Source organism: Duganella sp. GW821-FHT07G03 (assembly GCF_059418605.1).
Window position 1 is genome coordinate 1 of the sequence record NZ_JBWKQE010000033.1, and the last position, 26,154, is coordinate 26,154.

At 63.0% G+C, this 26,154-nt stretch carries 29 protein-coding genes; 19 read left to right on the plus strand and 10 right to left on the minus strand.

All coding sequences use genetic code 11. The annotated features are described in order from the left end of the window. Positions 1 to 86 precede the first annotated feature (86 nt). The 3 genes from AC07OK_RS28425 to AC07OK_RS28435 are packed head-to-tail and all read right to left on the minus strand — an operon-like array spanning position 87 to position 2,088. Entirely contained in the window at positions 87 to 824 is a 738-nt protein-coding gene (locus AC07OK_RS28425) for a substrate-binding periplasmic protein (protein WP_494693413.1), read from the minus strand. 4 nt (positions 825 to 828) lie between these two features. Continuing rightward, the gene (gene trmL / locus AC07OK_RS28430) at positions 829 to 1,299 is read right to left on the minus strand and encodes a tRNA (uridine(34)/cytosine(34)/5-carboxymethylaminomethyluridine(34)-2'-O)-methyltransferase TrmL (RefSeq protein ID WP_026335006.1); all 471 of its coding nucleotides are present in this window, start codon (positions 1,297 to 1,299) and stop codon (positions 829 to 831) included. 21 nt (positions 1,300 to 1,320) lie between these two features. Next, positions 1,321 to 2,088 (minus strand): ComF family protein, encoded by a 768-nt coding sequence (locus tag AC07OK_RS28435; RefSeq protein WP_494693414.1) that lies wholly within the window; start codon positions 2,086 to 2,088, stop codon positions 1,321 to 1,323. 71 nt (positions 2,089 to 2,159) lie between these two features. On the opposite strand from AC07OK_RS28435, the gene AC07OK_RS28440 reads away from it, so the two are divergent. The 7 genes from AC07OK_RS28440 (at position 2,160) to AC07OK_RS28470 (ending at position 8,089) form a co-directional block, all read left to right on the plus strand. After that, on the plus strand, positions 2,160 to 3,086 hold the full coding sequence (locus tag AC07OK_RS28440) for a methyltransferase domain-containing protein (RefSeq protein ID WP_494693415.1): 927 nt from the start codon (positions 2,160 to 2,162) through the stop codon (positions 3,084 to 3,086). 395 nt (positions 3,087 to 3,481) lie between these two features. Next, positions 3,482 to 4,720 (plus strand): cytochrome c oxidase subunit II, encoded by a 1,239-nt coding sequence (gene coxB, locus AC07OK_RS28445; RefSeq protein ID WP_494693416.1) that lies wholly within the window; start codon positions 3,482 to 3,484, stop codon positions 4,718 to 4,720. A gap of 15 nt (positions 4,721 to 4,735) precedes the next feature. After that, positions 4,736 to 6,325 (plus strand): cytochrome c oxidase subunit I, encoded by a 1,590-nt coding sequence (gene ctaD / locus AC07OK_RS28450; protein WP_494693417.1) that lies wholly within the window; start codon positions 4,736 to 4,738, stop codon positions 6,323 to 6,325. Continuing rightward, the gene (locus AC07OK_RS28455; RefSeq protein WP_020704999.1) at positions 6,322 to 6,435 is read left to right on the plus strand and encodes a cytochrome oxidase small assembly protein; all 114 of its coding nucleotides are present in this window, start codon (positions 6,322 to 6,324) and stop codon (positions 6,433 to 6,435) included. Before ctaD ends, AC07OK_RS28455 begins: the two co-directional genes overlap by 4 nt. Before the next feature lies 1 nt (position 6,436). Continuing rightward, on the plus strand, positions 6,437 to 6,994 hold the full coding sequence (locus AC07OK_RS28460) for a cytochrome c oxidase assembly protein (RefSeq protein ID WP_494693418.1): 558 nt from the start codon (positions 6,437 to 6,439) through the stop codon (positions 6,992 to 6,994). An 11-nt stretch (positions 6,995 to 7,005) separates the two neighbouring features. After that, complete coding sequence (locus AC07OK_RS28465; protein ID WP_494693419.1) at positions 7,006 to 7,212, plus strand: DUF2970 domain-containing protein; 207 nt, start codon at positions 7,006 to 7,008, stop codon at positions 7,210 to 7,212. A gap of 16 nt (positions 7,213 to 7,228) precedes the next feature. Beyond that, complete coding sequence (locus AC07OK_RS28470) at positions 7,229 to 8,089, plus strand: cytochrome c oxidase subunit 3 (protein WP_494693420.1); 861 nt, start codon at positions 7,229 to 7,231, stop codon at positions 8,087 to 8,089. A gap of 99 nt (positions 8,090 to 8,188) precedes the next feature. Here the strand turns inward: AC07OK_RS28470 and AC07OK_RS28475 are convergent, their stop codons facing one another. Continuing rightward, positions 8,189 to 8,392, minus strand: coding sequence for a twin transmembrane helix small protein (locus tag AC07OK_RS28475; RefSeq protein ID WP_494693421.1), 204 nt, complete (start codon positions 8,390 to 8,392; stop codon positions 8,189 to 8,191). 39 nt (positions 8,393 to 8,431) lie between these two features. Here AC07OK_RS28475 and AC07OK_RS28480 point away from each other — a divergent pair, with 39 nt between their 5' ends. Genes AC07OK_RS28480 through AC07OK_RS28505 form a run of 6 tightly spaced genes read left to right on the plus strand, consistent with a single transcriptional unit; the run spans position 8,432 to position 13,496 of the window. After that, entirely contained in the window at positions 8,432 to 9,163 is a 732-nt protein-coding gene (locus tag AC07OK_RS28480) for an SURF1 family protein (protein ID WP_494693422.1), read from the plus strand. Then, positions 9,147 to 9,764: an SCO family protein gene (locus tag AC07OK_RS28485; protein ID WP_494693423.1), complete on the plus strand. Its 618-nt coding sequence runs from the start codon at positions 9,147 to 9,149 to the stop codon at positions 9,762 to 9,764. The genes AC07OK_RS28480 and AC07OK_RS28485 overlap by 17 nt, the downstream gene beginning before the upstream one ends. Before the next feature lie 2 nt (positions 9,765 to 9,766). Further along, the gene (locus AC07OK_RS28490) at positions 9,767 to 10,933 is read left to right on the plus strand and encodes a COX15/CtaA family protein (protein WP_494693424.1); all 1,167 of its coding nucleotides are present in this window, start codon (positions 9,767 to 9,769) and stop codon (positions 10,931 to 10,933) included. A gap of 27 nt (positions 10,934 to 10,960) precedes the next feature. After that, on the plus strand, positions 10,961 to 11,854 hold the full coding sequence (gene cyoE / locus AC07OK_RS28495; RefSeq protein ID WP_494693425.1) for a heme o synthase: 894 nt from the start codon (positions 10,961 to 10,963) through the stop codon (positions 11,852 to 11,854). 2 nt (positions 11,855 to 11,856) lie between these two features. Next, on the plus strand, positions 11,857 to 12,456 hold the full coding sequence (locus AC07OK_RS28500) for an SCO family protein (protein ID WP_494693426.1): 600 nt from the start codon (positions 11,857 to 11,859) through the stop codon (positions 12,454 to 12,456). Further along, positions 12,456 to 13,496, plus strand: coding sequence for an AI-2E family transporter (locus tag AC07OK_RS28505; protein WP_494693427.1), 1,041 nt, complete (start codon positions 12,456 to 12,458; stop codon positions 13,494 to 13,496). The genes AC07OK_RS28500 and AC07OK_RS28505 overlap by 1 nt, the downstream gene beginning before the upstream one ends. Here the strand turns inward: AC07OK_RS28505 and AC07OK_RS28510 are convergent. The 6 genes from AC07OK_RS28510 to nhaR all read right to left on the minus strand — a co-directional run bounded on the left by AC07OK_RS28510 (position 13,493) and on the right by nhaR (position 21,004). Next, positions 13,493 to 14,293 carry a substrate-binding periplasmic protein gene (locus AC07OK_RS28510; protein WP_494693428.1) on the minus strand — a complete coding sequence of 267 codons (801 nt, stop codon included), beginning with the start codon at positions 14,291 to 14,293 and terminating at the stop codon, positions 13,493 to 13,495. The two genes, AC07OK_RS28505 and AC07OK_RS28510, sit on opposite strands and share 4 nt — an antisense overlap. Positions 14,294 to 14,308: 15 nt before the next feature. Next, complete coding sequence (locus AC07OK_RS28515; protein ID WP_494693429.1) at positions 14,309 to 15,646, minus strand: hemolysin family protein; 1,338 nt, start codon at positions 15,644 to 15,646, stop codon at positions 14,309 to 14,311. Positions 15,647 to 15,768: 122 nt separating this feature from the next. After that, a complete protein-coding gene (locus tag AC07OK_RS28520; RefSeq protein ID WP_494693430.1) occupies positions 15,769 to 16,599 on the minus strand; it encodes a hypothetical protein in 831 nt (276 codons plus the stop codon). Then, a complete protein-coding gene (locus tag AC07OK_RS28525; RefSeq protein WP_494693431.1) occupies positions 16,596 to 18,125 on the minus strand; it encodes a hypothetical protein in 1,530 nt (509 codons plus the stop codon). Before AC07OK_RS28525 ends, AC07OK_RS28520 begins: the two co-directional genes overlap by 4 nt. 12 nt (positions 18,126 to 18,137) lie before the next feature. Continuing rightward, a complete protein-coding gene (locus tag AC07OK_RS28530; RefSeq protein WP_494693432.1) occupies positions 18,138 to 19,820 on the minus strand; it encodes an OmpA family protein in 1,683 nt (560 codons plus the stop codon). 272 nt (positions 19,821 to 20,092) lie between these two features. After that, on the minus strand, positions 20,093 to 21,004 hold the full coding sequence (gene nhaR, locus AC07OK_RS28535) for a transcriptional activator NhaR (RefSeq protein WP_494693433.1): 912 nt from the start codon (positions 21,002 to 21,004) through the stop codon (positions 20,093 to 20,095). Positions 21,005 to 21,108: 104 nt separating this feature from the next. On the opposite strand from nhaR, the gene AC07OK_RS28540 reads away from it, so the two are divergent. The 6 genes from AC07OK_RS28540 to AC07OK_RS28565 all read left to right on the plus strand — a co-directional run bounded on the left by AC07OK_RS28540 (position 21,109) and on the right by AC07OK_RS28565 (position 26,020). Continuing rightward, a complete protein-coding gene (locus AC07OK_RS28540; RefSeq protein ID WP_494693434.1) occupies positions 21,109 to 22,158 on the plus strand; it encodes a DUF475 domain-containing protein in 1,050 nt (349 codons plus the stop codon). Positions 22,159 to 22,253: 95 nt separating this feature from the next. Beyond that, complete coding sequence (locus AC07OK_RS28545; protein ID WP_494693435.1) at positions 22,254 to 22,829, plus strand: TerD family protein; 576 nt, start codon at positions 22,254 to 22,256, stop codon at positions 22,827 to 22,829. Positions 22,830 to 22,859: 30 nt separating this feature from the next. Continuing rightward, entirely contained in the window at positions 22,860 to 23,558 is a 699-nt protein-coding gene (locus AC07OK_RS28550) for a TIGR00266 family protein (RefSeq protein ID WP_494693436.1), read from the plus strand. 18 nt (positions 23,559 to 23,576) lie between these two features. Then, positions 23,577 to 24,158: a TerD family protein gene (locus AC07OK_RS28555; protein WP_494693437.1), complete on the plus strand. Its 582-nt coding sequence runs from the start codon at positions 23,577 to 23,579 to the stop codon at positions 24,156 to 24,158. A 114-nt stretch (positions 24,159 to 24,272) separates the two neighbouring features. Continuing rightward, the gene (locus AC07OK_RS28560) at positions 24,273 to 25,091 is read left to right on the plus strand and encodes an HDOD domain-containing protein (protein WP_494693438.1); all 819 of its coding nucleotides are present in this window, start codon (positions 24,273 to 24,275) and stop codon (positions 25,089 to 25,091) included. A 161-nt stretch (positions 25,092 to 25,252) separates the two neighbouring features. After that, on the plus strand, positions 25,253 to 26,020 hold the full coding sequence (locus AC07OK_RS28565; protein WP_494693439.1) for a FadR/GntR family transcriptional regulator: 768 nt from the start codon (positions 25,253 to 25,255) through the stop codon (positions 26,018 to 26,020). The last annotated feature ends 134 nt before the right edge of the window (positions 26,021 to 26,154 follow it).

Sequence of the window (26,154 nt, forward strand, 5' to 3'; positions counted from 1 at the left end):
CTCACCATCGCTCTTGGCGAGCTGAGATCGTTAATCGCTATCTTCAAAATTTGAGGGGAAGGTTCAGGACTTGACCCTCGGTGTGGCTAGCGCGGCATTTCCTTCTCGTAGCCATATTGCAGGTAGATGCGGCGGATGGTGCCGTCGCGATACATGCCGCGCAGGATGTCGTTGAGTCGCGCCACCTCGGCCTTGTCCATGTCCTTGTGGCAGGCCAGGTACATCTCTGCGTGCGCGAAGGCGAGCACCTGTTCGAAGTCGTCGATGCCCAGCTCGCGTTGCAGGAACAGGCCCGACATCCGACCCACCGACCACAGCTGGATGCGCTGCTTCTGCAGCTTGGGCGGATTGAGCCTGTCGTTGGGCACGATCGCCACGCGTAGCTTGTGCTCGCGCAGGAAAGTCACCGAGGCGTCGCCGATGAAGGTGCCGATCTGGTAGCCGGCCGCTTCGTCCAGGCTGTTGAGTTTGATGTGGTCGTCGCGCCGGGCAAACAGCACCCAGTTGTTCTGGCCGATCGGGCCGATCCACTGGTAGTTGTCTTCGCGCTCGGGCACGCGGGCCGTGGTGTACAGGCAGGAATTGGCGGTGCTCATGGTCAGCACCATCGCCCGCGCCCACGGCGCGACGATCGGCGGCGTGGTCGGCACGCCGGCCCGCAACATCAGCTCGGCGACGATCTCGGCCGACAGGCCGACCACCTTGCCGCTGTTTTTATCGACCCAGCTGAAGGGCGGATAGTCTTCCGTGTACAAGGTCATCGGCTCCGCCGCGTGCGCGCTGGCCAGCAGCGTCAGGCACAACAAGGCGGAGCGGATCAGCATGGACTTATGCTCCGCCGGCGTAGCCGTTCTGGCGCCAGGCTTCGAACACCACCACGGCCACCGTGTTCGACAGGTTCAGGCTGCGGTTGTCGGGACGCATCGGCAGGCGGATGCGCTGGGCCGGCGGGAAGCTCTCGCGGAAGGCCGGATCGAGGCCGCGCGTTTCCGAGCCGAACACGAACACGTCGCCCGGCCGGAAGGCGGCGTCGGCGAACGGCGACGAGCCGTGCGTGGTCATGGCGAACATGCGGGCCGGGTCCGGCTGCACCGCGGCCAGGAAGGCCGCCCAGTCAGGATGGACTTTCATCTGCGCGTATTCGTGGTAGTCCAGGCCGGCACGTTTGAGTTTGGAGTCTTCCAGCGGGAAGCCCAGCGGCTCGATCAGGTGCAGTTGCGCGCCGGTGTTGGCGCACAGCCGGATCACGTTGCCGGTGTTCGGGGGAATTTCGGGTTGGACTAGTACGACGTGAAACAAAGTGGTTCTCCTCTTTCAAATTCAATGCGGCGGCGTGCGGGCAAACACCAGGTTGCTCACGCGCGCGGCGCCGTGGCGCTTCAGCGTTGCCGCCAGTTCGTTCAGCGTGCGGCCGCTGGTCATGACGTCGTCGACCACGCCGATGTGGCGGCCCTGCACCAGCGCGGCGTCCGGGATCGCAAACGCGCCGGCGATATTGTGCCGCCGCTGCTCGGGCGCGACGCTGCTCTGGGCCGCGGTTTCCTGCACGCGGCAGGCCAGCCGCGGATGCAGCGCCACGCCCAGGCTGCGCGCCAGCGGCCGCGCGATCTCCAGGGCTTGATTGTAGCCGCGTTCGGCCAGCCGGCGGGGACCCAGCGGCACCGGACACAGCAGGGCGGGCAGGGTGAAGCCGGGCTGTTGCAGGACGGCGTCGCGCAGCTGGCGGGCAAACAGTGTTGCCAGCGCGAGACGGTGGCCGAACTTCAGCTGCAATACCAGCTGGTCCAGCGGCATGGCGTAGTCGGCGGCGACCAGGGTGACGTCGAAGGCCGGCGGCTCGACGCGGCAACCGCCGCACAGCTGGCCCTGCGCCGTGTCCGGCAAGGGGTTGGCGCAGCGCGGACAGCGCACAATGGCGGCCTCGGCGCCGAAGAACTGGGCGGCGCAGGCGGGACACAGCAATTCGCCGCTGGCGGCGGCGCACAGCGCACAGGAGGCCGGCAGCAGGCCGCGCAGCAAGGCCGATCCGCCGCGATGGAGCAGGGCGCCGATCGTGCCGATCGTGCCGATTCTCGGAGTGGCAAGCATCAAAGCTCCAGGACGCGTTTGCGTTCAACCATGTACACTGCCGACATTATCGCACTACACCGAACCACATCATGCAAGTCCCCGCAAATCCCCCGAAGTTGAGCGCCCCGATCGACCAGGAGCGCGTGCGCGCGCTGTTCAACCGCCCCGAGCGCGTCGCGCCGTCCGATTTCCTGCGCCGCGAAGTCGCCTCGCGCATGTTCGACCGGCTGGAACTGATCAAGGTTGTTCCGCAGCGCGTGCTGGACGCCGGCTGCGGCGTCGGTGCCGATCTGTCACTGTTGCAGAAATCCTATCCGGCCGCGCAAATCCTCGGCATTGATGCGGCCGAAGCCATGGTGCGCGCCGCGCAAGGCCCGGCGGCGAAACCATCGTCGCTGAACCAGCTGCTGAGCAAGCTGCTGCCGGCCAAGACCGGCGTCGACCTGCTGTGCGGCGACTTCGCCGAGCTGCCGCTGGGACCGAACACGGTGGACCTGGTCTGGTCCAACCTGGCGCTGCACTGGCATCCGCAGCCGGACCGCGTGTTCGCCGAGTGGCGCCGCGTGCTGCGCGTGAACAGCCTGCTGATGTTTTCCTGCTTCGGCCCGGACACCTTGCGCGAACTGCGCGCCGCCTTTGCAGAGGCCGACCTGGCCCAGCACGCGCTGCCTTTCGTCGATATGCACGATTTTGGCGACCAGTTGGTGGAAGTTGGCTTTTCGACACCGGTGCTGGACATGGAAGTCATCACCGTCACCTACGACACGCCGCAGGCCCTGCTGGCCGATGTGCGCGCGCTGGGCGGTAACCCGCTGAGCACGCTGCGGCGCGGTCTGATGGGCAGGCAAGCATGGCAGCGCATGCTGGCCACGCTGGAAAAAGGCCGCCGTCCGGATGGCAAGCTGGGCCTGACTTTCGAGGTGATTTACGGCCACGCCTTCCGTCCGGCGCCCAAAATGACCTCCAAGGGCGAAGCGATCATCCGATTTGATTTACCACGAAAGCCGCGCCAGTAGCGGCTTTGCGGGCACACTGTGGTGCCACGGGCTACGCCATAGTTGTGATATGGATTATTTCTTGAGCGGGGCGTTGTTGTTATATATAATCATTGACTAATTTTGCCAGCATGTCACGACGCCAGCTATAAACCAGCGGCGCCCACCATGAGCAGGTAAAGACGAGCACGAACGAGCATTTGAATTAAGCAGAATCAGGCTTTTGCGTTGTCCCTGGGCAGTATCTGGGGATGAAGTAGAAGGCCTCAAGGTCCCGCCGGGGTCGCGTCACGAAGAATTTTTCGGACGAGGCTGGCAAGGGGCCTGAAGTTGTTTAAGGAGCGGCGCCGGTTCAGTTCACCGAAATCCGGAGTCGTTAAAAAAATATTTTAATTTCTTGGGTGGTTGGGGAAAACATGAAACATGCGAAGCGACTTCAATCGTTGATGCTCGGGCTGTCGGTAACGGCGGCAAGTATCCCAGCGTGGGCGGCTGACAAGGCGGCAACCGCGGTAGGCACTGCAGTGGGTACCTATGCCGCAGCGACCGGCGGTACCGGCGGTCCGGTTCCCGGCGAGCTTAATCTGCAACCTCCAGCGACCCAGATCGCGACCGAAATCTACAATCTGCACACCTGGATGATGTTGGTCTGCCTGGTCATCTTCGTCGCCGTGTTCGGCGTGATGTTCTACTCCATCTTCAAGCACCGCAAATCGCTGGGCCACAAGCCAGCCACCTTCCACGAATCGACCGCCGTTGAAATCGCCTGGACCGTCGTACCATTCCTGATCGTCATCGGCATGGCCTTGCCAGCGACCCGCACCGTGGTCGGCATGAAAGACACCTCCAACGCCGACATCACCATCAAAGTGACCGGCATGCAGTGGAAGTGGGGCTACGACTACCTGAAGGGCGAGGGCGAAGGCATTTCCTTCCTGTCCACGCTGTCGACCCCGCGCTCGCAAGTGGGCGCCCCGGGCTTCGAGCCGACCGAGAAGCGCGGCGACAACTACCTGATGGAAGTCGACAATGACGTCGTCGTCCCGGTCAACAAGAAAATCCGCATGGTCACCACCGCCAACGACGTGATCCACTCGTGGTCGATCCCGGCCTTCGGCGTCAAGCAGGATGCCATCCCAGGCTTCGTGCGCGACACCTGGTTCAAGGCCGAACACACCGGCACCTATCGCGGCTACTGCTCCGAGCTGTGCGGCAAGGAACACGCCTTCATGCCTATCGTGGTCAAGGTCGTCACCGACGACGAGTACAAGGTCTGGGTCGACGGCAAGAAAAAAGAAATGGCCGCGCTGGCTGACGATCCAACTAAAACCTGGACCATCGACGAGCTGAAAACCAAGGGCGAAAAAGTCTACGCCGCCAACTGCGTGGTCTGCCACCAGGCCAACGGCAAGGGCGTGCCAGCCACGTTCGCCGCGCTGGACGGTTCGGAAACGGTCAACGGTCCTAAGGCGGAACAGATCAACGTTCTGCTGCACGGTAAGAAGAGCGGCAAGTACAGCGCTGAAATGCCGGCATGGAAGCAACTGTCGGATACGGATATTGCGGCTGTCATCACCTACACCCGTAACAGCTGGTCGAACAAGGCCGCCGAAAACATCGTTCAACCAGCCGAAGTTGTGGCTGCACGTAAGTAATCAGGAGCGTTACAAATGAGCACTAGCACCTTGGATCACGCACACGATCACGATCACGCTCACGACCATCCCCATGGTTTGGGGCGCTGGTTGTTCGCCACCAATCACAAAGACATCGGTACGCTGTACCTGTGGTTCTCGTTCATCATGCTGCTGTCCGGCGGCGTGCTGGCACTGATGATCCGCACCGAGCTGTTCAAGCCGGGCCTGCAGTTCTTCCAGCCGGAGTTCTTCAACCAGCTCACCACCATGCACGGCCTGGTGATGGTGTTCGGCGCCATCATGCCGGCCTTCGTCGGCTTCGCCAACTGGATGATCCCGCTGCAAGTGGGCGCGTCGGACATGGCCTTCGCCCGCATGAACAACTTCTCGTTCTGGCTGCTGCCGCCGGCGGCGCTGTTGCTGGCGACCTCGTTCCTGGTCCCTGGCGGCGCCACCGCGGCCGGCTGGACGCTGTACGCACCGCTGTCGACCCAGATGGGCCCAGGCATGGACATGGCGATTTTCGCGATGCACCTGATGGGCGCCTCGTCGATCATGGGTTCGATCAACATCATCGTCACCATCCTGAACATGCGCGCCCCTGGCATGACCCTGATGAAAATGCCGATGTTCTGCTGGACCTGGCTGATCACCGCCTACCTGCTGATCGCCGTGATGCCGGTTCTGGCTGGCGCGATCACCATGACCCTGACCGACCGTCACTTCGGCACCTCGTTCTTTAACGCCGCCGGCGGCGGCGACCCGGTGATGTACCAGCACATCTTCTGGTTCTTCGGCCACCCGGAGGTCTACATCATGATTCTGCCGGCGTTCGGCATCGTTTCGCAGATCCTGCCGGCCTTCGCCCGCAAGCAGCTGTTCGGCTACGCCTCGATGGTGTACGCCACCGCGTCGATCGCCATCCTGTCGTTCATCGTCTGGGCCCACCACATGTTCACCACCGGCATGCCGGTGACCTCGCAGCTGTTCTTCATGTACGCCACCATGCTGATCGCGGTGCCGACCGGCGTGAAAGTGTTCAACTGGATCGCCACCATGTGGAAGGGTTCGATGACCTTCGAAACCCCGATGCTGTTCGCGGTCGGCTTCATCTTCGTGTTCACCATCGGCGGCTTCACCGGCCTGATCCTGGCGGTGACCCCGATCGACATCCAGCTGCAGGACACCTACTACGTGGTGGCGCACTTCCACTACGTGCTGGTGGCCGGTTCGCTGTTCGCGCTGTTCGCCGGCTTCTACTACTGGTCGCCGAAGTGGACCGGCCACATGTACAACGAAGCGATGGGCAAGACCCACTTCTGGCTGTCGCTGATCACCTTCAACGTGACCTTCTTCCCGATGCACTTCCTGGGCCTGGCAGGCATGCCGCGCCGCTACGCCGACTACTCGGCGCAGTTCACGGACTTCAACATGATCGCCACCATCGGTGCTTTCGGTTTCGGCCTGTCGCAGGTGTTCTTCCTGTTCTTCGTGATCCTGCCGACCATCCGTGGCGGCAAGAAAGCCGCAGACAAGCCATGGGATGGCGCTGAAGGCCTGGAGTGGACCGTGCCGTCGCCGGCGCCGTTCCACACCTTCGAAACGCCACCGCAGTTCAAATGATCATGGGCGAACAGAAGAAGCCGAATAACGCAAGGACCGGCCTGCTGTTGGCCGGCGTGGCCCTGTTCTTTTTCCTGTCCGTGTTTGTCAAGCGGATGTGGTTGAGCTGACGTGGGCGAAGATAAGGAAACTGGCGGGCTGAACCGCACGCTGCTGGGCAAGCTGATCGTGGTGGCGGTGTTGATGTTCGGGTTTGCGTACGCGCTCAACCCGTTCTACCGCCAGATCTGCGAGGCGCTGGGCATCAACGTGCTGACGCAGAAGGATGGCACGGTCAGCGCCGACACCAACACGCAAATCGACAAGACGCGCGATGTGGTGATCGAGTTTGACGGCAATGCGCAAGGCCCGTGGCGTTTCCGCCCCGTGACGCGCAGCATGACGGTGCATCCGGGCGAGCTGGCGACGGTGATGTACGAGGTGGTCAACACCCAGAACCGCGAAGTCAGCGCGCAGGCGATACCGAGCTACGCGCCGCAAAGCGCGATGCCGCATTTTAAAAAGGTCGAGTGTTTCTGCTTCAAGCAGCAGACCATGAAGCCGAACGAAGCGAGGCAGATGCCGGTGGTGTTCTTCATCGATCCGGCCCTGCCGAGGGAAGTGAAGACCATCACCTTGTCGTACACCTTCTTCGAGGTGGGCGGTCTGGACAAGACTGCATCCAAGTAAAGGTGGGCGGCATGGAACAAGAGAAAAAGAAACAAGCGTCGTTCATGTATTCGATGAAAGCGGTGTTCTGGTCGTTCTTCGGCCTGCGCCGCAAAAGCGATTTCGACGCCGATTCGGCCAAGCTGAATCCGGTGCACATCATCATCGCGGCCTTGATCGGCGTGGCGTGTTTTATTGGACTGCTGATCACTATCGTTAAGGTTGTAGTTTCAAAATAAATTTAGGGAGATGAAGATGAGTTCACATAACGCCTCGGCACCGTACTACTTCGTGCCTGGTCCATCCAAATGGCCGCTGTTCGCAGGCATGTCCCTGCTGACCACCATGATCGGCGCTTCGGCCTGGGTCAATGATGTGTCGTGGGGCCCGGCCGTGAACCTCGTGGGCCTGGCCGCCATCATTTCGGTGCTGTACTTCTGGTTCGGCGACGCCATCAAGGAATCCGAGGCCGGCCAGTACGGCCAGCGCGTCGATCATTCCTACCGCTGGTCGATGGCCTGGTTCATCTTCTCGGAGGTGATGTTCTTCGGCGCCTTCTTCGGCGCGCTGTTCTACGCCCGCACCATCTCGATGCCGTGGCTGGGCGACCTGGACCACAAGTTCATCTGGCCTGACTTCGCCGCGCACTGGGGCAACGTTGGTCCGGCCGGCACGGTGCAGGAATTCAAGACCATGGGTCCGTTCCCTATCCCGACCATCAACACAGCCTTGCTGCTGACCTCGGGCCTGACCCTGACCATCTCGCACCATGCGCTGCGCGCCGGCCATCGCGCGCAGACCGCGTTCTGGCTGTTCGCCACCATCGCGCTGGGCGCGATCTTCATGGGCTTCCAGGCCTTCGAATACCACCACGCCTACACCGAGCTGAACCTGAAACTGACCTCGGGCATCTACGGTTCGACCTTCTTCATGCTGACCGGTTTCCACGGCTTCCACGTGACGATGGGCGCGATCATGCTGTCGGTGGTGCTGTTCCGCGTGCTCAAGGGCCACTTCACGGCCGACAACCACTTCGCCTTCGAAGGCGCGGCCTGGTACTGGCACTTTGTCGACGTGGTCTGGCTGGGCCTGTACGTGGTCGTGTACTGGCTGTAACGAGGCTATAATGCCGCAGCGATGCTGCTGCGGCGCTGAAGAAAAGCCGCATCGGTAGACACCGGATGCGGCTTTTTTATTTTAGCCGCCTTGGCCGCTTCAGCCCCTGATGCCGGTGGGCTGGATGTAGCCGAGCTTGTACGCGACCAGCAGGGCGACGAACAGGGCGATCGACAGCCCGACCCGCACCGCCAGCGCGCGCACGGTGTTGTTGCTCTTGCCCTTGTCGCGCATCAGGAAGAAGAACGCGGAAGCCAGGCTGCCGATGATCAGGATGAAGGCGATGGCGACAGCAATTTTCATGGCGGGCTTGGAGAGTGAATTGAAGAGGGTTCCATTGTAATGGGTATTGCGTTCCGATTTAAACTGATCCCTTTCGTGGCGACCGTGCTGGTGGTCGCGCTGGGCATCCAGCTGGGCAACTGGCAGCAGCGCCGCGCCGCGCAGAAAATCGTGTTGCAGGCCAAGCTGGCCCAGGGCAACGCCAGCGCGCCGGTGCAGCTGGACGGCGCGCCGCTGGCGGCCGAGGCGGTGGAGTTCCGCCGCATGTCGGTCACCGGCGAGTTCGTCGCCAACTGGCCGCTGTACCTGGATAATCGCCCGTCGGCGGGCCGCTCCGGTTTTTACCTGCTGATGCCGTTTAAAATTGCGGGCACGGGCATGCATGTGCTGGTGGCGCGCGGCTGGCTGCCGCGCGATCCGGCCGATCGCGCCCGGCTGCCGGCCTACGCCACGCCGTCCGGCACGGTGACCCTGCAAGGCATGGCGCGGCTCGACGCCGGCCATGTGATGGAACTGGCCAAGACGCCGACCCTGACGCCCAAGGCCATCGTGCAGAACGCCGATCCGCTGCAGGTGGCCAGGGACAGCGGCCTGACGATGCAGCCGTTCGTGATCGAACAAACCGCCGCGGCCCAGCCGTCCGGCGACGACGCGCAGATGGTGCGCGACTGGCCGGCGCCGGCGCTGGGCGTGGAAAAACATCAGGGCTATGCCTTCCAGTGGTACGCACTGTCGGCGATGGCTGTTATCTTCTTTGTGGTGAACGGATTCAGACGTGGAAAACAAAAGTAATCAAGGCCGTGGTCGTTGGAAGCTGTTGCTGGTGCTGGCCGTGTGCGCGGCGCCGCTGGTGGGGTCTTATCTGACCTATTACGTCATCAAGCCCAAGGGCGGCGTGACCAATTTCGGCGCGCTGATCGATCCGCGCGAACATCCTATCCCGGCCATGGCCAGCACCACGCTGGACGGCAAGCCGGCCACGCTGGAGAGCTACAAGGGCAAGTGGATCATGCTCAAGGTCGGCCCGTCCGACTGCAAGCAGGATTGCCAGGACCAGCTGTTCGCCATGCGCCAGCTGCGCACCATGCAGGGCAAGGAGATGGAGCGCATCGAACGGGTGTGGATGATCACCGACGACCAGCCGCTCGATACGTTGCTGATGCGCGTCAACGACGGCACCCGCATGCTGCGCGCGCCGGCCGCCGTCATCGACAAATGGCTGCCGCTGGAGCAGGGCGCCGGCGACCGCGTGTCCGACCACGTTTACCTGATCGACCCGCTGGGCAACCTGATGATGCGCTTCCCGAAAGGCGCCGTCTCCAGCGACACCGAGAAGGTGAAGAAAGTCCACAAGGACATCAGCAAGCTGCTGAAGGCTTCCGCGATAGGCTGATCATGCATTCCACCACTCTCGCTCAAATGGCCGTGACGGCGCTGCTGGTGGCGCTGTTGCCGCTGTCGCTGGTGTGGACCTCGTCCGACGCCAACAAATACCGCAAGCTGGTCTGGGTCTGCGTGTTCCTGACCTTCGACCTGATCGTGTTCGGCGCCTTCACGCGCCTGACCGATTCCGGCCTCGGCTGCCCGGACTGGCCGGGCTGCTACGGCGCCGCCAATCCCTTCCTGGCGCACGAGCAGATCACGGCGGCCGAGGCGCTGCTGCCGACCGGCCCGGTGACCGTGTTCAAGGCCTGGATCGAGATGATCCACCGCTACCTGGCGATGGCGATCGGCGTGCTGATCGTGGCGATGATGGCGCAGGCCTGGTATCAATGGCGCAAGTCGCAGGGCACGCGCGCGGAATACGCGCCGTGGCTGCCGACCGTGCTGTTCCTGTTCGTCTGCCTGCAGGGCGCGTTCGGCGCCTGGACCGTGACCCTGAAGCTGCAGCCGGTGATCGTCACCACCCATCTGCTGCTGGGCATGGGCCTGCTGGCCTTGCTGGCCTGGTACGGCGGCCGCCAGAACCAGCTGATCGCGCCGGTGCGCACGGTGACGGCCTCGCCGCCGGCGATGCGCAACATCCGCCTGCTGGCGGGCGCCTCGGCAATTTTGCTGCTGGTGCAACTGGCGCTGGGCGGCTGGACCAGCACCAACTACGCCACCCTGGCCTGCACCGATTTCCCGCTGTGCGGCGGCAAGCTGGTGCCGGACATGGACTTCGAACACGGCTTCACCCTGTGGCGCGAGCTGGGCAAGACCGCCGCCGGCCACTACCTGCCGTTCGCTGCGCTGACGGCGATCCACTGGGTGCACCGCAACTTCGGCCTGCTAGTGGCGCTGGTGGCCGGCTACACGGCCTGGCGCGCCTGGGAACACCGGGCGCTGCACAAAACCGCCCGCTACCTGGCGCTGACGCTGGCGGCGCAGATCGCCACCGGCGTCGCCACCATCTACCTCAGCTTCCCGCTGGCGATCGCGGTGCTGCATAACGCCGGGGCGGCGCTGCTGGTCCTGCTGCTGACCATGTTAAACTACAAGGCTAAGTACCAGTACGATATTGCAAAAAAGGCAGCCTCGGGCGCGGCATCCTCGCACACTCCCGCTGCCCGGCAAAAGTAAGCATCACTAAGCCCCCAAGCCCCACTAATGACCACACATACCGCCACATCCAAACCCGCCAGCCGCGCCTCCCAATACTGGGCGCTGACCAAGCCCCGTGTCACGCAACTGGCCGTCTTCTGCGCCGTGATCGGCATGTTCCTCGCCAGCGACGGCATGCCGGACTGGCATTTGCTGGTGGCCGCCACTGTCGGCATCTGGCTGCTGGCCGGAGCCGCCTTCGCCGTCAACTGCCTGGCCGAGCGCGAGATCGACGCCCGCATGGCGCGCACCGCCCGCCGCCCGATGGCGATGGGCGACATCAGCGTCACCCAGACCGCGATCTTCGCCACCGTCATCGGCGGCGCCGGCATGTGGATTTTGTACGCGCTGGTGAACCCGCTGACCATGTGGCTGACCTTTGTCACCTTCGTCGGCTACGCCATCATCTACACCATGATACTGAAGCCGGCCACGCCGCAGAACATCGTCATCGGCGGCCTGTCCGGCGCGATGCCGCCGGCGCTGGGCTGGGCCGCCGTCGCCAACGACGTGCCGATGCAAGCCTGGCTGCTGGTGCTGATCATCTTCGTCTGGACCCCGCCGCACTTCTGGGCGCTGGCCATGTACCGCCGCGACGACTACGCCAAGTCCGGCCTGCCGATGCTGCCGGTCACGCACGGCATGAAGTTCACGCAGTTCCACGTCTGGCTGTATTCGATCGCGCTGGCCGCCACCACCTTGCTGCCGTACGCGGTGCATATGAGCGGCCTGATCTACCTGGCCAGCGCCGTCGCGCTGAACGCCGTGTTCCTGCACCACGCGTGGAAAATCTACCGCCACTACACCGACCTGATCGCCCGCAAGGCCTTCACCTGGTCGATCATCTACCTGTCGCTGCTGTTCCTGGCGCTGCTGGTGGACCACTATTTTAAATACTGACCATGAAAAAACTGCTCGTCATCGGCCTGATGGCCCTGTCCGCACTACTGGCCGCCTGCGAGCGCCGCGCCGCCGCACCGCGCCCGGAGTTCACCAACACCGACCTGACCGGCCTGCCATACGCCAAGGACTTCGCGCTGACCGACCACAACGGCAAGCCGCGCACCCTGGCCGACTTCAAGGGCAAGGTCGTGCTGATGTTCTTCGGCTATACCCAGTGCCCGGACGTGTGCCCGACCACGATGGCCGAGATGGCGGCCGCGATGAAGGAGCTGGGCCCGCAGGCCGACCAGGTGCAGGTGCTGTTCGTCACCGTCGACCCCGAGCGCGACACCCGGCAGCTGCTGGCCGAATACGTGCCGGCCTTCGATAAGCGCTTCCTCGGCCTGGTCGGCACCGCAGAACAGACCGCCGCCGTCGGCAAGGAGTTCAAGGTGTTCTACGCCAAGGTGCCGGGCAAGACGCCGGGCAGCTATACGATGGACCATACGGCCGCCAGCTATGTGTTCGACAAGCAGGGCAAGATCCGCCTGCTGGTGCGCTCCGGCCAGGGCCCGGCGCCCATCGTGCATGACCTGAAGTTGCTGCTAGCCCAGCCTTGATGCAGCAACGCTTCCAGCCGTACACCCGCCTCGCGGCCATCGTCCTGCTGGTGATCGGCTGCTTGACCGTGCTGCGGCCGTTCCTGGCCGCGATCCTGTTCGCCGCCGCCATCACCATCTCCAGCTGGCCGTTGTACCTGCGCCTGCTGGCGCGCTGCCGGCAGCGCCGCTGGCTGGCCGCCCTCATCATGAGCGTCTGCCTGACCGTGCTGATCATCGTGCCGCTGGCGCTGGTGACGTGGAACGTGGCCGACAACGCCAGCGACTTCTACGACCAGGCCAAGGCCAGCCTCGAAAGCGGCACACTGGCGCCGCCGGCCTGGCTGAAGGAGTTGCCGCTGGTGGGCGAGGCGGCCGACACCTATCTGCGCAAGCTGCTGGGCAGCCGCGAGGAATTGCTCAACGTCGCCAAGAACCTGCTGGAGCCGGCGCGCCGCTTTGTGCTGGGCGGCGGCATGGTGCTGGGCAGCGGCGTGGTCCAGGTCAGCCTGGCGGTGTTCGTCAGCTTCTTCCTGTACCGCGACGGCCAGACGCTGCTCGCTTCGCTGGCCTCGCTGATGAACAAGCTGATCGGCGAACACAGCACGGCCGTGGCCGATACCGTCAGCCGCACCGTGCGCGGCGTCATGTACGGCCTGCTGGGCACGGCGTTGGCGCAGGCCGGCGTGGCGGCCATCGGTTTCCTGATCGCCGGCGTGCCGGCCGTGGCGCTGCTGTCGGTGGCGACCTTCCTGTTCTCGCTGATCCCGGTCGGCCCGCCCTTGATCTGGGGCGGCGCGGCGATCTGGCTGTTCAACGAAGGCCATACCGGCTGGGGCGTCTTCATGCTGGTGTGGGGACTGTTCGTGATCAGCGGCGTCGACAACGTCGTCAAGCCCATGCTGATCAGCCGCGGCAGCAGCCTGCCGTTCATCCTGGTGCTGCTGGGTGTGATGGGTGGAGTGCTGGCGTTCGGCTTCGTCGGTCTGTTCATCGGCCCGACCTTGCTGGCGGTGGCGCTGGGCCTGCTGCGCAACTGGACCGGCGACGAAACCGTCTAGAAATTGATCATCTGCCCGGCGCGCTCGGCGTCGGTGTGGCGCTCGAAGATGCGGCGCAGCGTGCCGTCCTCGCGCATCGCGCGGATCGCCTGGCTGAAGCGGGCCACGGTGGCGGCGTCGACATTCTGGCGCGACAGCACCAGTCCCGACACCATATTCTCGCGCGGCGCCCAGTCCATCACGTTGTAGGTGCCGGCCAATTGTTCCTGCTTGACCAGCGGATACCAGGTGGTGGGCGTGGCCATGACCGCGTCCACCCGGCCCAGCTTGAACAAGCGCATCATCGACAGCTTGTCGGCCGTCTCGAACACGCGGCCCTGGGCGCGCAGCTTGTCCAGCCATGCATCGTAGGCCGGGCCATGCTTGTAGCTTTTGACCACGCCGATCTTGTACCGGGGATCGGCCAGGAAGCTATCCATGCCGCGCAGCCGTCCGCTCAGTTCCTTGTGCAACAGGACGAAATTGCGGCCCGTCATATACGGCACGAAGCGGCCGATCTTTTCGCGTTCAGGAAGGGGAATGGCGGACACCGACATATCGATACTGCCGCCGCCCAGGCCGGCCCAGATGCGCACGCGGGAGTCGACGCTGGCGTCGATGGTGCAGCCGAGCCGGCGGGCCACCTCATCGACGACGTCCTTGTCGATGCCGGTCCAGCCGCCGCCGGCGGCGTGGTAGAACAGCGCGCCGTCCTCGTAGAAGGCGACGCGCAGATGCTGGCAGCCGCTGCGCGGCTCGGCCACGCCGGCGCCGGCGGCGCAGAGCAGGGTACAGCTCAGGACAAGGCGACCGAGCATGACTCCTCCCATCGGTTAGTCCAGGTCGGCGTTATCCTCGGTGTCATCCTTGGGAATGACCTTGACCAGCAGGATGCGTGGACCGTTCATTTTCTTGGCGACGATGTCGAAACCGCGGAAACTGATGCGTTGGCCCTGTTTCGGGATATCGCCCAGTTTCAGCATGATCAGGCCGCCTACCGATTCTACCTCTTCCAGGCCCAGCTCTTCGTTTTCGATGTCGATGCCCAGTGTGCGCTCCAGCGAGAAGATAGGCAAGCTGGCCTTGCCCACCAGCGTGCCGTCGGGCTGCTTGAGCCAATCGTTCTCGTTGAGGCGGAATTCGTCGTGGATTTCGCCCACCATCGCGCCCAGCAGGTTGTCGAGCGTGATGAAGCCCAGCGGACGCTTGCCTTTTTCGCCGATCAGCGCGAAGTGGGGCGCGCCGTCGCGGAAGCGGCGGAACTGCTCCAGCGCCGGGGTGCGGGCGGAAATCGTCTCCACCGGCCGCAGGAAGGGCACCAGGTCGGTCACCGGTTTGCCGGACTGCTGGGCGAAGAACAGGTCCTTCAGGTGCACCACGCCCAGCACGGTCTCGCCGTCCTTGTCGTAGTAGGGGTAGCGGCTGAAGCGGTTGCGCAGCATGGTTTGCAGGTTGTCGTTCAGCGGACGGTTGGCGTACAGGCCGATCACCTCGTTAATCGGGCGCATCAGGTCGGACACCGCCAGGTCGCTGAAATCGAGCGAGTGGGCCAGGATGTTGCGTTCGTCCTCGTTGAACTTCTCGCCCGGTTGGCTGGTGCGCAGGATCAGCTTGAGTTCGTCCACCGAATAGTGGCTGTCGTGGCCGCCCTTGCCGGCCAGGCCCACCAGGCTCAGCACCATGTTGGCGCTGGCGTTGAGCACCCAGATGAACGGATACATGGCCCAGTAGAAGCCGTACAGCGGCAGCGCGCTCCACAGGCCGATCACTTCCGGCATGCGGATCGCCAGCGACTTCGGCGCCAGTTCGCCGACCACGATGTGCAGGAAGGAGATCACGCAGAAGGCGAACACAAAGGCGATGCCGTGGACGATCTCCGGCGAGCTGACGCCGACCGCGCGCAGCAGCGGCTCGAGCAGGCTGGCGAAGGCCGGCTCGCCGACCCAGCCCAGTCCCAGCGAGGCCAGCGTGATGCCCAGCTGGCAGGCGGACAGGTAGGCGTCCAGCTGGCCGTGCACCTTGCCGAGGATGCGGCCCCTGAGTCCCTGCGTCTTGGCGATGGCGCGCACGCGCGTCTTGCGCAGCGTGACGATGCCGAATTCGGCCGCCACGAAGAATCCATTGAGCGCGACCAGGAACACGGCGAGCACGACAAGCATGAGGTTTTGCATAGGGGCCGAACGGCAGTTCAGGTAGTTAAAACGAACATCTTAAACGACGGTGCGATTATGCATCGCAAAATATGCGGCGCAGAGGGGGATGGCGCCGGCCGACGCCGGCGCCTGGGAGGGGTTTAACGTACCGGGTTCAGCAATGCGGGTTGGCCGAATTCCAGCAATTTGGCGTTGGATTTGCTGAAGTATTCGCTCCAGAAAGCGCTTAGCGACTGCATGGTCTTCGGATCGCGATAGTTCTTGCTGTGTATGGCGTCGTCCGCCAGCAGGCCGGCGCCGATCACATAGGTGCGTGCGCCGCCAAAGTCGGCCAGCAGGTGGTTGTCTTCGACCGCGCGCATTTCCTTGGCCGGCACCACATTGCGCACCGACTTGCCCTGTTCGGCGTAGAAATTGCTGACCGACGAATTTTCCAGCATGTCGGACACGATCAGCACCACTTTGTCCTGCGCGGTGGACTGCTTGATGACGCTGGCGATGGACTTCAGGCTGGCGAAGATATCGGATTTTGCGATATTGCTGCTGGTGCCCTGGTAGGCCGCGCGCAACGCTAGTCCGGCCGCCTGCGCCGCCTGCTGCGGCTGGCGTTGCAGGCACAGGTCGAGCTTGGTCAGCGCAGGCTTGGCGATGTCGTTGCGGGCTTCGCCAGGCAGCGCCGCATCCAGCGTTCCGGCCGTCAGCAGCTCGGTGTAATGGCCTTGGGTGTAAGCCGAGAACACCACCACGCTGAAGCGGTTGCCCGGCGCCAGGAAGGGCTTGATGTTGTTGGCGACCAGCTGTTGCAGCGCCGGGCTGAGGGGCGTGGTCTGGTCTATCACCACCAGCAGTTCGCGCGCCGTCGGCGGAAACGGCGGCAGCGACTTGTCCTGGCAGCTCTGGACGGCGTTGGTATTGGCCGCCACAGCGGCACCGGACAGGCAGAGTTGCAGCAGCAAGGCGCCCCACTTCACAGCAAATCCTCCAGTTCGGCATTGCGGGCCTGGCGGGCTTTCTCTTCCTTCTGCAGTTTCAGCGCCGCGACCACTTCTGCGTTCAGGCTGTCGGGCAAGCTTGCCAGCAGGGCCAGTTTGGCCGGCTTGTCGTCGCCCAGCGCGTTCAGCTGTTGCAGCACCTCGGCGGCAGAGCCGGCCTGTGGAGCTGAAGCCGAAACCGGAGCCGCTGCGGGAGCAGGAGCCGGGGTGGGCGCTTCGGCCTGCGCCTTGACGGCCTGCGCGTGATGGCGCTCGTGCTGACGTTCGGCCTGGTCGGCGATCCGGGTTTCCTGCACATAGTCGCGGAAAGTCTTGCTCAGGTGCTGGCCCGAGGTGCCGACATGGCTGTTCTTGGCCATGATCTTTTGCTGTAACACGGCCAGGCGCGCTTGTGCGGTATCGGCCACGCGGCGATACGCCTCGCGCACCGCGGTGTAGCTGGAATAGCGGCCGCCGCCGATATCGCGGTACGCCTCGGTGCTGTTCTCGCCGGCGAAACCCCAGCGATAGCCGAAGATCACGCCCAGCAGCTGCAGGAAGACAAACACGAAAGCCAGCACGATGAAGGTGGCCCAGCCGCCATGGCGGTCGATGTCGGCTTCCTCGACGGCCACTTTCTTGTCCGCGCTGTGGTTGGCGGCGACGTCCGCGTCCGGCAGCGTCACGCTGGGCTTGCTCATATCGAGGCTGTCGGTGGCGGCCTGATTGCCGCTGTCGATCTGCTTGTTGACCTGGGTGACGCGCGCCACCAGTTCCTTTTCCAGCACCTGGCCGCGCACATAGGTGGCGGCGCCAGCGATCAGCAGCACGATCACCAGCGTGGCGATGGACACCAGGTAGGTCGGATGGGCGCCGACCCGATTGCACAGCTGGGTGTACGCGGGCATGCCGTCGTCGCTGTTCTGCGGGCGCGCCAGCGGAATGGTGCCGGTGGACAGCTTGGACTGGCGCTTGTCTTCCACCCATTCGCGGCGGGCGTTCTTGATGCGGCCGGATTTGTACAGCTCGTGGCCGGCAAAGTGGGTGAACGCCACCAGGATCACGGAGATGAGGAAGGCGATGCCGTAGGCGCCGTTTTGTTGCAGGTTTTCGCTGGCGCCGGGAATGGTGTAGCCGGCCAGCACATACGAGAAGCCCAGCGCTTCGACAAACACCATCGACACCGTCAGCAGCCAGATCCAGCGGGGCGTGCTGTGGCGGCCGTTGTCGCCGGCCTTGGTCAGGTAGGTGATTTTTTCGTTGAAGTCATGCTCGTCCTGGACGTGCACGAAGTTCTTGTATTCCTGGCACAGCGTGCGCTCGCCGGAAAACCAGCCAGGATAGGCGACATCTTCGTTGGCATCGCGCGCCAGCGTGGCGATGCGGCCGACCAAGGGGAAATTGACCCAGGTGTTGAACCACCACCATTTGACCTGCTGCCACAACATGGCGATCACGGCCAAGGCCAGCACCACGCTGACGATGCTCCAGGCCAGTGCCGGAGACGTGCTGATAAATTCCTTCATGAGTTCATCCCTTTATTTTTGATATAACGTTGGTTTGAAGTCGGCGGACATGAGCCGCGCGCCGCGCGCATAGATCAGCCGCCCGCCCTTGGCCGCTGTGCCGCCATCGCTGCCGAACACGACGTCGGCGCAGGACAGGCCGCCTTTGCCGTTGAAGAACATTCGGTATAACAAGCCCTTGTTGCCGAGGTAGGTATTCACTTCGGGATTGATGGCCAGCGCCGCCGTCGGATTGGCGTTCTTGGCGGCGTTGTAGTTGGTGTACACCTTGAACTCCGGCGGGTTGGCCGCCGCGCCGTTGCTGGCCAATACCGTCAACTTGTTCAGCACGATCTGGTGGCCGTTGACCTGTTCGGTCCAGGTCTTGCCGTACAGGCCGGGCAGGTACTCGCTGATGCGGTAGCTCTTGCCGTCCGCCAGGGCCTTGACGCCGTGGGCCACGCGCGGCCGGTCGCGCGAACAGTCGGACATGATGGGCGGCTCGTCGGCGTAGGCGTTGCTGATCAGGTGGAAGCTGCCGCCGGACTTGGAATTGAGCTGGCCTAGGTCGACGGCGGCGACGGTGGACAATGGCGTGCCGCCGAAATCGATGCCGTCGGCGATGGTGGTCGCCGCAACGGCAGCCGCCACCGCAGTCTCCGGCGCCTTGGCGACGGCGGTCGGCGCGGCCTTTGCAGGCGCGACCTTGACCGGCGCCGGCTTGGTGGCGGCCGCTGGGGCAGGCGTTGCTGCCGCCACCTGCGTGGCCGGCGGCGGCGTCGCGCTGCCCCGATAGAATTCATAGCGCGGCTTGCGCTCCGCCAGGTAGCGGTTGAAATTGGCCTCCCCGGCGATCTCGACAATTTCCACGCGGCGGTTCTGGGCGCGGCCGTTATCGCTGTCGTTGTCGGCAATCGGATAGGCTTCGCCGGCGCCCTGGAAATACAGCGAGTCTTTCGGTATGCCGCGTCTTTCCATATAGGCCGCCACGGCTTGCGCGCGGCGTTCCGACAGGTCGGCATTCAAACGCGAACTGCCGGTATCGTCGGTATGGCCGATTAACAAGATTTTGCGTTGGCTGACCTGGGCAATATAGCTGGCTTTTTCTTGCGGATCGCTGATGTTATTGGCGATGAGCCTGGCGTTATAAGAATCGGCTATGGCCGAAAAATAACGCTGGGCCTGTTCGGTTAATTGATCTGAATTGGTTTCGAAATGGCCGCCTTTGCCGAATTGCTCGCGCAGTTCCACGGTCATGCCGACCGCATTCTTTTTAATGGCCTCGGCATTGGACGACGCATTCAGGCGGCTGTCGTCGATCACTGCGCCGTCGGCGCTGATGGTCGACGTCTTCAGATTCAAATCATATTGTTTTGCGATTTTGGACAGTTCGCAGCGGCGCTGGTCCATATCGCGGCCAATCAAACCACCCATGGTTGCGCCGGCCAAAGCGCCGATGACGCGGGCGCCATTTGAATGCTTGACTTGGTTGCCGAGTATCGCGCCGGCGATGGCGCCGACCGCGATACCAATATTCCGTGCATTGTTCGAGCATGGGTCCTGGCTGGCGAACGTTTGCTGGAACGATGGCTGGCCGGTGCGCGGATCGGTTGCACAGCCGCTGGCCATGGTGGTGCACACTGCCGCGCACAGCAACTTGGTTGTCAGTTGCGGAGAAAGGCGCCGCATACGGCGCTGGGTGGCGGCTGCATTCAAGATGGTCTCCGTTATTGGTTAGGCAAATTTGTTGCGCTGAATCAACATAATGGCATATCTGCCGTTGCTTGGCTAATAATTTTTATTATATGAAAGTTGTTTAATAAAATAAAAAATATTCTGCAACATATTTGCGCATTTCATCCAGCTAATCGGAAATTTCGGCGTTCAATTCTCTCCAAATATAACAATCCATGCGCGCGCGAATAATGCTCTTATTTTAAATTTGAGCGGGTCCGCACATTTGAGACAGGACAGGGTTATTAAAAAGATTAGTCGGCGATGGCGAAGGGCCCGCTATGGACCGCCGACAGGATGGCCTCGATCGCCGGATGGGTGATTTTGCGGGCGTTGGAGATGGCGTAGAACTGTTCGCGCAGCTCGGGCGCGTCGCCCACCAGCACGGCGCCGAACTGCTCCTCGATGTCCTGCGCCAGCGCCGACGGCGCGAAGAACAGACCCAGGCCGTTGCGGCCGAAGGTGTTCAGCATGGCGTTGTCCTCGAACTCGCCGACGATGTCCGGCCGCACCTTGTGTTGCACCAGCCAGGCGTCGATGCGGCCGCGCAGGGCATTGTTGCGGGTCGGTAGCAGCAGCGGCGCGCCGTGCAGGCTGTCCGGGAAGTTGCGCCGGTACTTGCGCGCCAGCTTGGGCACGCCGTATAGCTTCATGTCGCTTTCGCCCAGCAAGTGACTGAACACCTTCAGGCTGCCGCCGGCGCGCACCGCGCGGTCGGTCAGCACCACGTCCAGCTTGCCCAGCGCCAGGTCGGCCAGCAGCGCTTCGAATTCGTTCTCCATGCACACCAGCCGCACCTGCTGCTCCAGCTGCTGCGTCGCCTGCAGCAGGCGGTAGGCGATCAGCTTGGGCAGCGAGTCGGAGATGCCGACCGTCAGCCGCATCTTGCTCGCTTCCGTTTCCTCCAGCGCGTCCTGCAACTGGTCGCCCAGCAGGAAGATCTGGTCGCAGTAGGTGAGCGCCAGCTTGCCCGCTTCGGTCGGCACCAGGCGCCGGCCCTGGGGCTCCAGCAGCTGCTTGCCGATCGATTGTTCCAGCGATGCGAGTTGCATGCTGATGGTCTGCACGGCCAGCCCCAGGCGCTCGGCCGCGCGCGTGACGCCGCCTTCCTTGGCCACCATCCAGAAGAAATACAGATGCCGGAAATTGAGTCCACTGGTTTTCATGATCTTCTGCTTTTACGAAGTAATACTTCAATTATCTTCTATTTTTAAAAAACGCATTGTTCTCTACACTGCATCCCATCGATTTATAACCATGAGAGAAAAGAATGAAACACTTCAAAGTGTCATTCCTCGTCACGTTCCTCTGCCTTGCTGCAGCGGGCTGGTGGGGCTACGAACTGTCTGGCTGGAGCGGCGCCTTGTCCGCCGTGGGTATCGCCGCGATCCTGGCCGCGATGGAAGTGTCGCTGTCGTTCGATAACGCGGTGGTCAACGCCTCCGTGCTCAAGACCTGGGACGACTACTGGCAGAAGCTGTTCCTCGGCGTCGGCATCATCATCGCGGTGTTCGGCATGCGCTTGCTGTTCCCGCTGGTGATCGTGGCGGTGGCGGCGGACATCGGCATCATGGATGTGTGGCAGCTGGCGCTGAACGACCCTAAAACGTATTCGATGCACCTGACGAATCACCACGCGGAAGTGGCGGCATTCGGCGGCATGTTCCTGCTGCTGGTGTTCCTGAACTTCCTGTTCGATGACGAGAAAGAAGTCCACTGGCTGGGCAACGTCGAGAAGAAACTCGGCTCGCTGGGCAAGGTCTCCTCGATCTCGGTAATGATTGCGCTGGCCGTCCTACTGGGCTCTATGGGCCTGGTAGGCGAGGCGCAAAAGCTGGTGGTGCTGGTGTCCGGCCTGTGGGGCATCCTGATCTACGTCGGCGTCGACGCGGTCAGCAACCTGCTGGAGAAGGAAGAAGAAGGCAGCAACGTCGGAGACCTGGTCAAGAAGGGCGGAATCGGTGGTTTCCTGTACCTGGAAGTGCTCGATGCTTCGTTCAGCTTCGACGGCGTGATCGGCGCGTTCGCCATCACCACCGACGTCGTGATCATCATGCTGGGCCTGGCGATCGGCGCGATGTTCGTTCGCTCGCTGACGGTCTACCTGGTGAAGAAGGGCACGCTCGACGAGTTCGTCTTCCTGGAGCACGGTGCGCACTATGCGATCGGTATCCTGGCCGCGATCATGTTGGCGAGTATGAAGTTCCACATCCCGGAACTGTTCACCGGCCTGATAGGCGTGGCCTTCATCGGCGCCTCGCTGTGGTCCTCGGTGCGCCATCGCCGTCACAAGGAAGCTGCTGTCGCTATCGCAGCGTAAAGAATTCGGCGGACCGTTAATTACGGACACGGTCCGCCGCCTGTAGTACGGAAGTAAGCAATAAAGTCCGGTTCTCTTTTTAGGAGCATCACATCATGGCAATCAGTCTGCAAAAAGGCGGCAACGTCAATCTGAGCAAAGAAGCGCCAGGCCTGTCGAAAATCGTGGTTGGTCTGGGCTGGGATGTACGCAGCACCGACGGCAAGGACTTCGACCTGGACGGCTCGGCCTTCCTGTTGAAAGTGGACGGCAAGGTCCGCGCCGACAACGACTTCATCTTCTACAACAACCTGAAATCGTCGGACCAGTCGGTGAGCCACTCCGGCGACAACCGCACCGGCGCCGGCGATGGCGACGACGAAACCGTCACCATCGACCTGACCCGTGTGCCGGCCGACGTGGAACGCATCGCCATCTGCGCCACCATCCACGAGGGCGACGAGCGCCGCCAGAACTTCGGCATGGTGCAGAAGGCCTTCATCCGCTGCGTCAATGGCGCCGGCAACGGCGAGATCGCCCGTTACGACTTGTCCGAAGACGGTTCGACCGAATCGGCGATGATCTTCGGCGAGGTGTATCGCAACGGCGCCGATTGGAAGTTCAAGGCCGTCGGCCAGGGCTTCAAGGGCGGCCTCGGTCCGCTGGCATCGTCGTTCGGCGTAAGCGTTTAATTTTTAACCTGAAGAAGAAAGGACTGCATCATGCCTAAATTTTCGATCACCGGCGACATCGATCCCTTCCTGCACGTCTCGCTGGCTCACGGTGAAAAGATCTACTGCGAGTCGGATGCGATGGTGATGATGGAAGCGGCGCTCGATTTGAAGGGCAAGGTCACCGGCGGCATCGGCGCGGCCATCATGCGCCGCTTCGCCAACGGCGAGTCCTTCTTCCAGCAACACATCGAAGCAGTGCGCGGCGAGGGCGATTGCCTGCTGGCGCCGCGCCTGCCGGGAGCGATGCAGGTGCTCGACGTCGGCCAGCAGCAGTACATGCTGAGCGACGGCGCCTTCGTCGCCGCCACCTCCGGCGTCGAGCTGAAGGTGCGTACCCAAAGCCTGGGCAATGCGCTGTTCGCGCAGAGCGGCGGCTTTTTTATCACCGAGACCGCGGGCGTCGGCCAGGTGGCGGTATCGGGCTTCGGCTCGATCTCGCAGCTGGACGTCACGCCGGGTCGCGACGTGATCATCGATAACTCGCATGTGGTGGCATGGGATAGCGCGCTGCGCTACGAAATCTCGGTCACCACCGGCGGCAACAGCGGCTTTCTGAGCAATCTGGTCAACAGCCAGACCAGCGGCGAAGGCATGGTGTTGCGCTTTTCCGGCCACGGAAAAATCCTGATCTGCTCGCGTAACGGCGCGGCATTCCAGGCCTGGGCGCAGCGCGGCGTTGCGCAGTAAATTCAAAGGAGTAGCAAGATGACAGTCAGTTTAAGCAAGGGGCAGAAGATCTCGTTGGCCAAGGAATCGGGCGGCGCATTGGGTCGCGTGACCATGGGCCTGGGCTGGGATGCGATCAAGACCAAGGGCTTCCTGGGCTTCGGCTCGAAGACCGAGGCGGTCGACCTGGACGCCTCGTGCGTGATGTTCAACGAGTCCGGCGCGCCGGTCGACGTGATCTGGTTCCGCCAGTTGAAGAGCAAGGATGGCAGCATCCAGCACACCGGCGACAACCGCACCGGCGCCGGCGATGGCGACGATGAGCAGATCAACGTCGACCTGAGCGCCGTGCCGTCCACGATCAAGAGCCTGGTGTTCACGGTGAACAGCTTCACCGGCCAGACTTTCGAGCAAGTGGAAAACGGCTACTGCCGCCTGCTGGACGCCAGCAGCGGCAAGGAAGTGGCGCGTTTCAACCTGTCCGTGCAGGGCCCGCACTCGGCGCAGATCATGGCCAAGTTGTATCGCCACAACGGTGAATGGAAGATGCACGCCATCGGTGAAAACGGCAAAGGCCGCACCTTCGACGAGCTGCTGCCGCAGATCGCCGCCCACCTGTAAGCCCCGGGGTCAAGTCTGACATTCGGACACGAGCTCCGCCGTAGCGAACAAATACGGCGGAGCTCGTGTCCGAATGTCAGACTTGACCCCAGTTTTCCACGGTATAATGTTTCCATGGAAAAACTAAAAGACTACGCCGAGATTGTTGCCCAGGCTTCAAAGGGGGAGCTGGTTTTTCCTACCAGCGTCAATGCCGCTTTGCGACTGCAATTGGCGTTGGCCGATCCCGATTGCGATATCGAGGATGTGATCCGCAAGGTGCTGGGCGAGCCGCTGCTGGCCGCGCGCACCGTGGCGCTGGCCAATGCGGTGGTGTTCAACCGCGGCGGCGCGCCGGTCACCAGCGTGCGCGCGGCGGTGCAGCGGGTCGGCTTCCGCAACCTGTACACGATGGCCGCCGCGATGGTGGTGCGCCAGTTCGGCAGCCGCATCCGCGACGCCGCCTTGCGCGCCCAGGCTGAACAATTGTGGCGCCACACGGCCCACGTGGCCGCGCTGTCCCACGTGATCGCCCGCAAGCTGACTCGCACCGACGCCGATACCGCGCTGTTCGCCGGCATCGTGCACGAGGCGGGGGGCTTCTACCTGTTGGCGCGCGCCGACGACATCCCCGGCCTGCTGGACGACCCCGAAGACTGGATGGGCGCGGCGCAGGAAATCATCACCCGCGAAATCATGAAAAAGATGGCGATCCCGGAGCCGGTCAGCCAGGCCATCGTCTCACTGCGCGGCGCCACCTTGACGCCGCCGCCGTTGGGCCTGCGCGATACCCTGCTGATCGCCAAGCACCTGGCCCCCGTGCCGTCGCCGCTGGCGCCGCAACGCGAACACGCCAGCCTGGCCGGCTTCTTCGACGACAACGCCGCGCTGGAACAAATCCTGTTCGAATCTGCCGACGAGGCTGCCTCCATGAGCGCCGCGTTGTTGGCCTGAGTATTGGCCTGAGTGTTGTTTAACGTACTAGTCCATATGCACTAATCGTGCCGAAAATAGTGTCTAAGGCACAATTGTTGCCCAAAGTCTGGCAATATGCGGATCGTGCGACACGTCAGAAGCGTGTATGCTAACAGTCGTCATACAACAGTAAAAAGACCATGAACCAGACCGCCGCCGCTCCCATGTCCGCTCCTACCGTCCTCGTGCCGAAGAAGAAGCATCGCAACCTCGCCCAGGGCGTGGTCGAGGCCTTCACCAACAGCATCCAGGCCGGCACGCTGAAGCCGGGCGAAAAGCTGCCGACCGAGTCGGTCATCATGGAGATCCACGGCGTCAGCCGCACCGTGGTGCGCGAGGCCATCTCGCACCTGCAGGCGGCGGGGCTGGTGCAGACCCGCCACGGCATCGGCACCTTCGTGCTGGAGCCGCAGCCGGCCAATTTGCGCATCTCGGCCGACACCATCCGCACCATCGGCGACGTGCTGGCCATCCTGGAACTGCGCATCAGCCTGGAGACCGAGGCCGCCTGGCTGGCCGCCACCCGCCGCACCGAAGAGCAGGTGCAGGAGATGGGCGCGGTGCTCAAGCGCATCCAGCATTCGCAGGGCCGTCCCGGCTCGGTGGAATCGGACGTCGCCTTCCACCTGCTGATCGCGCAAGCGACCGGCAACCGCTATTTCGTCGACATCCTCAGCGACCTGGGCAACACCATCATCCCGCGCGCGCGCGTCAATTCGGCGCAGCTGGCGCATGACGATCCGGCCGTGTACCTGGAGCGCCTCAACCGCGAACACGACGACATCTACAACGCCATCCTGCGCAAGGACGCCGAGGCGGCCCGCGCCGCCATGCGCACCCACCTGAGCAACAGCCGCGAGCGCCTGCGCCGCGCGCAAGAAGGCATCGCCTCCGGCCAGACTGCATAAAAAGCAACGAGAGCAGGGCGATTCGGCGGATTTCGCTAAATCGCTTGCTCACTCACGAAGATAGTTGTACGATGTCATACAACAGGTGGCGCACAGCTGCCAAATTCCCCGTCCTGAGATGCGCTGTCGATTAT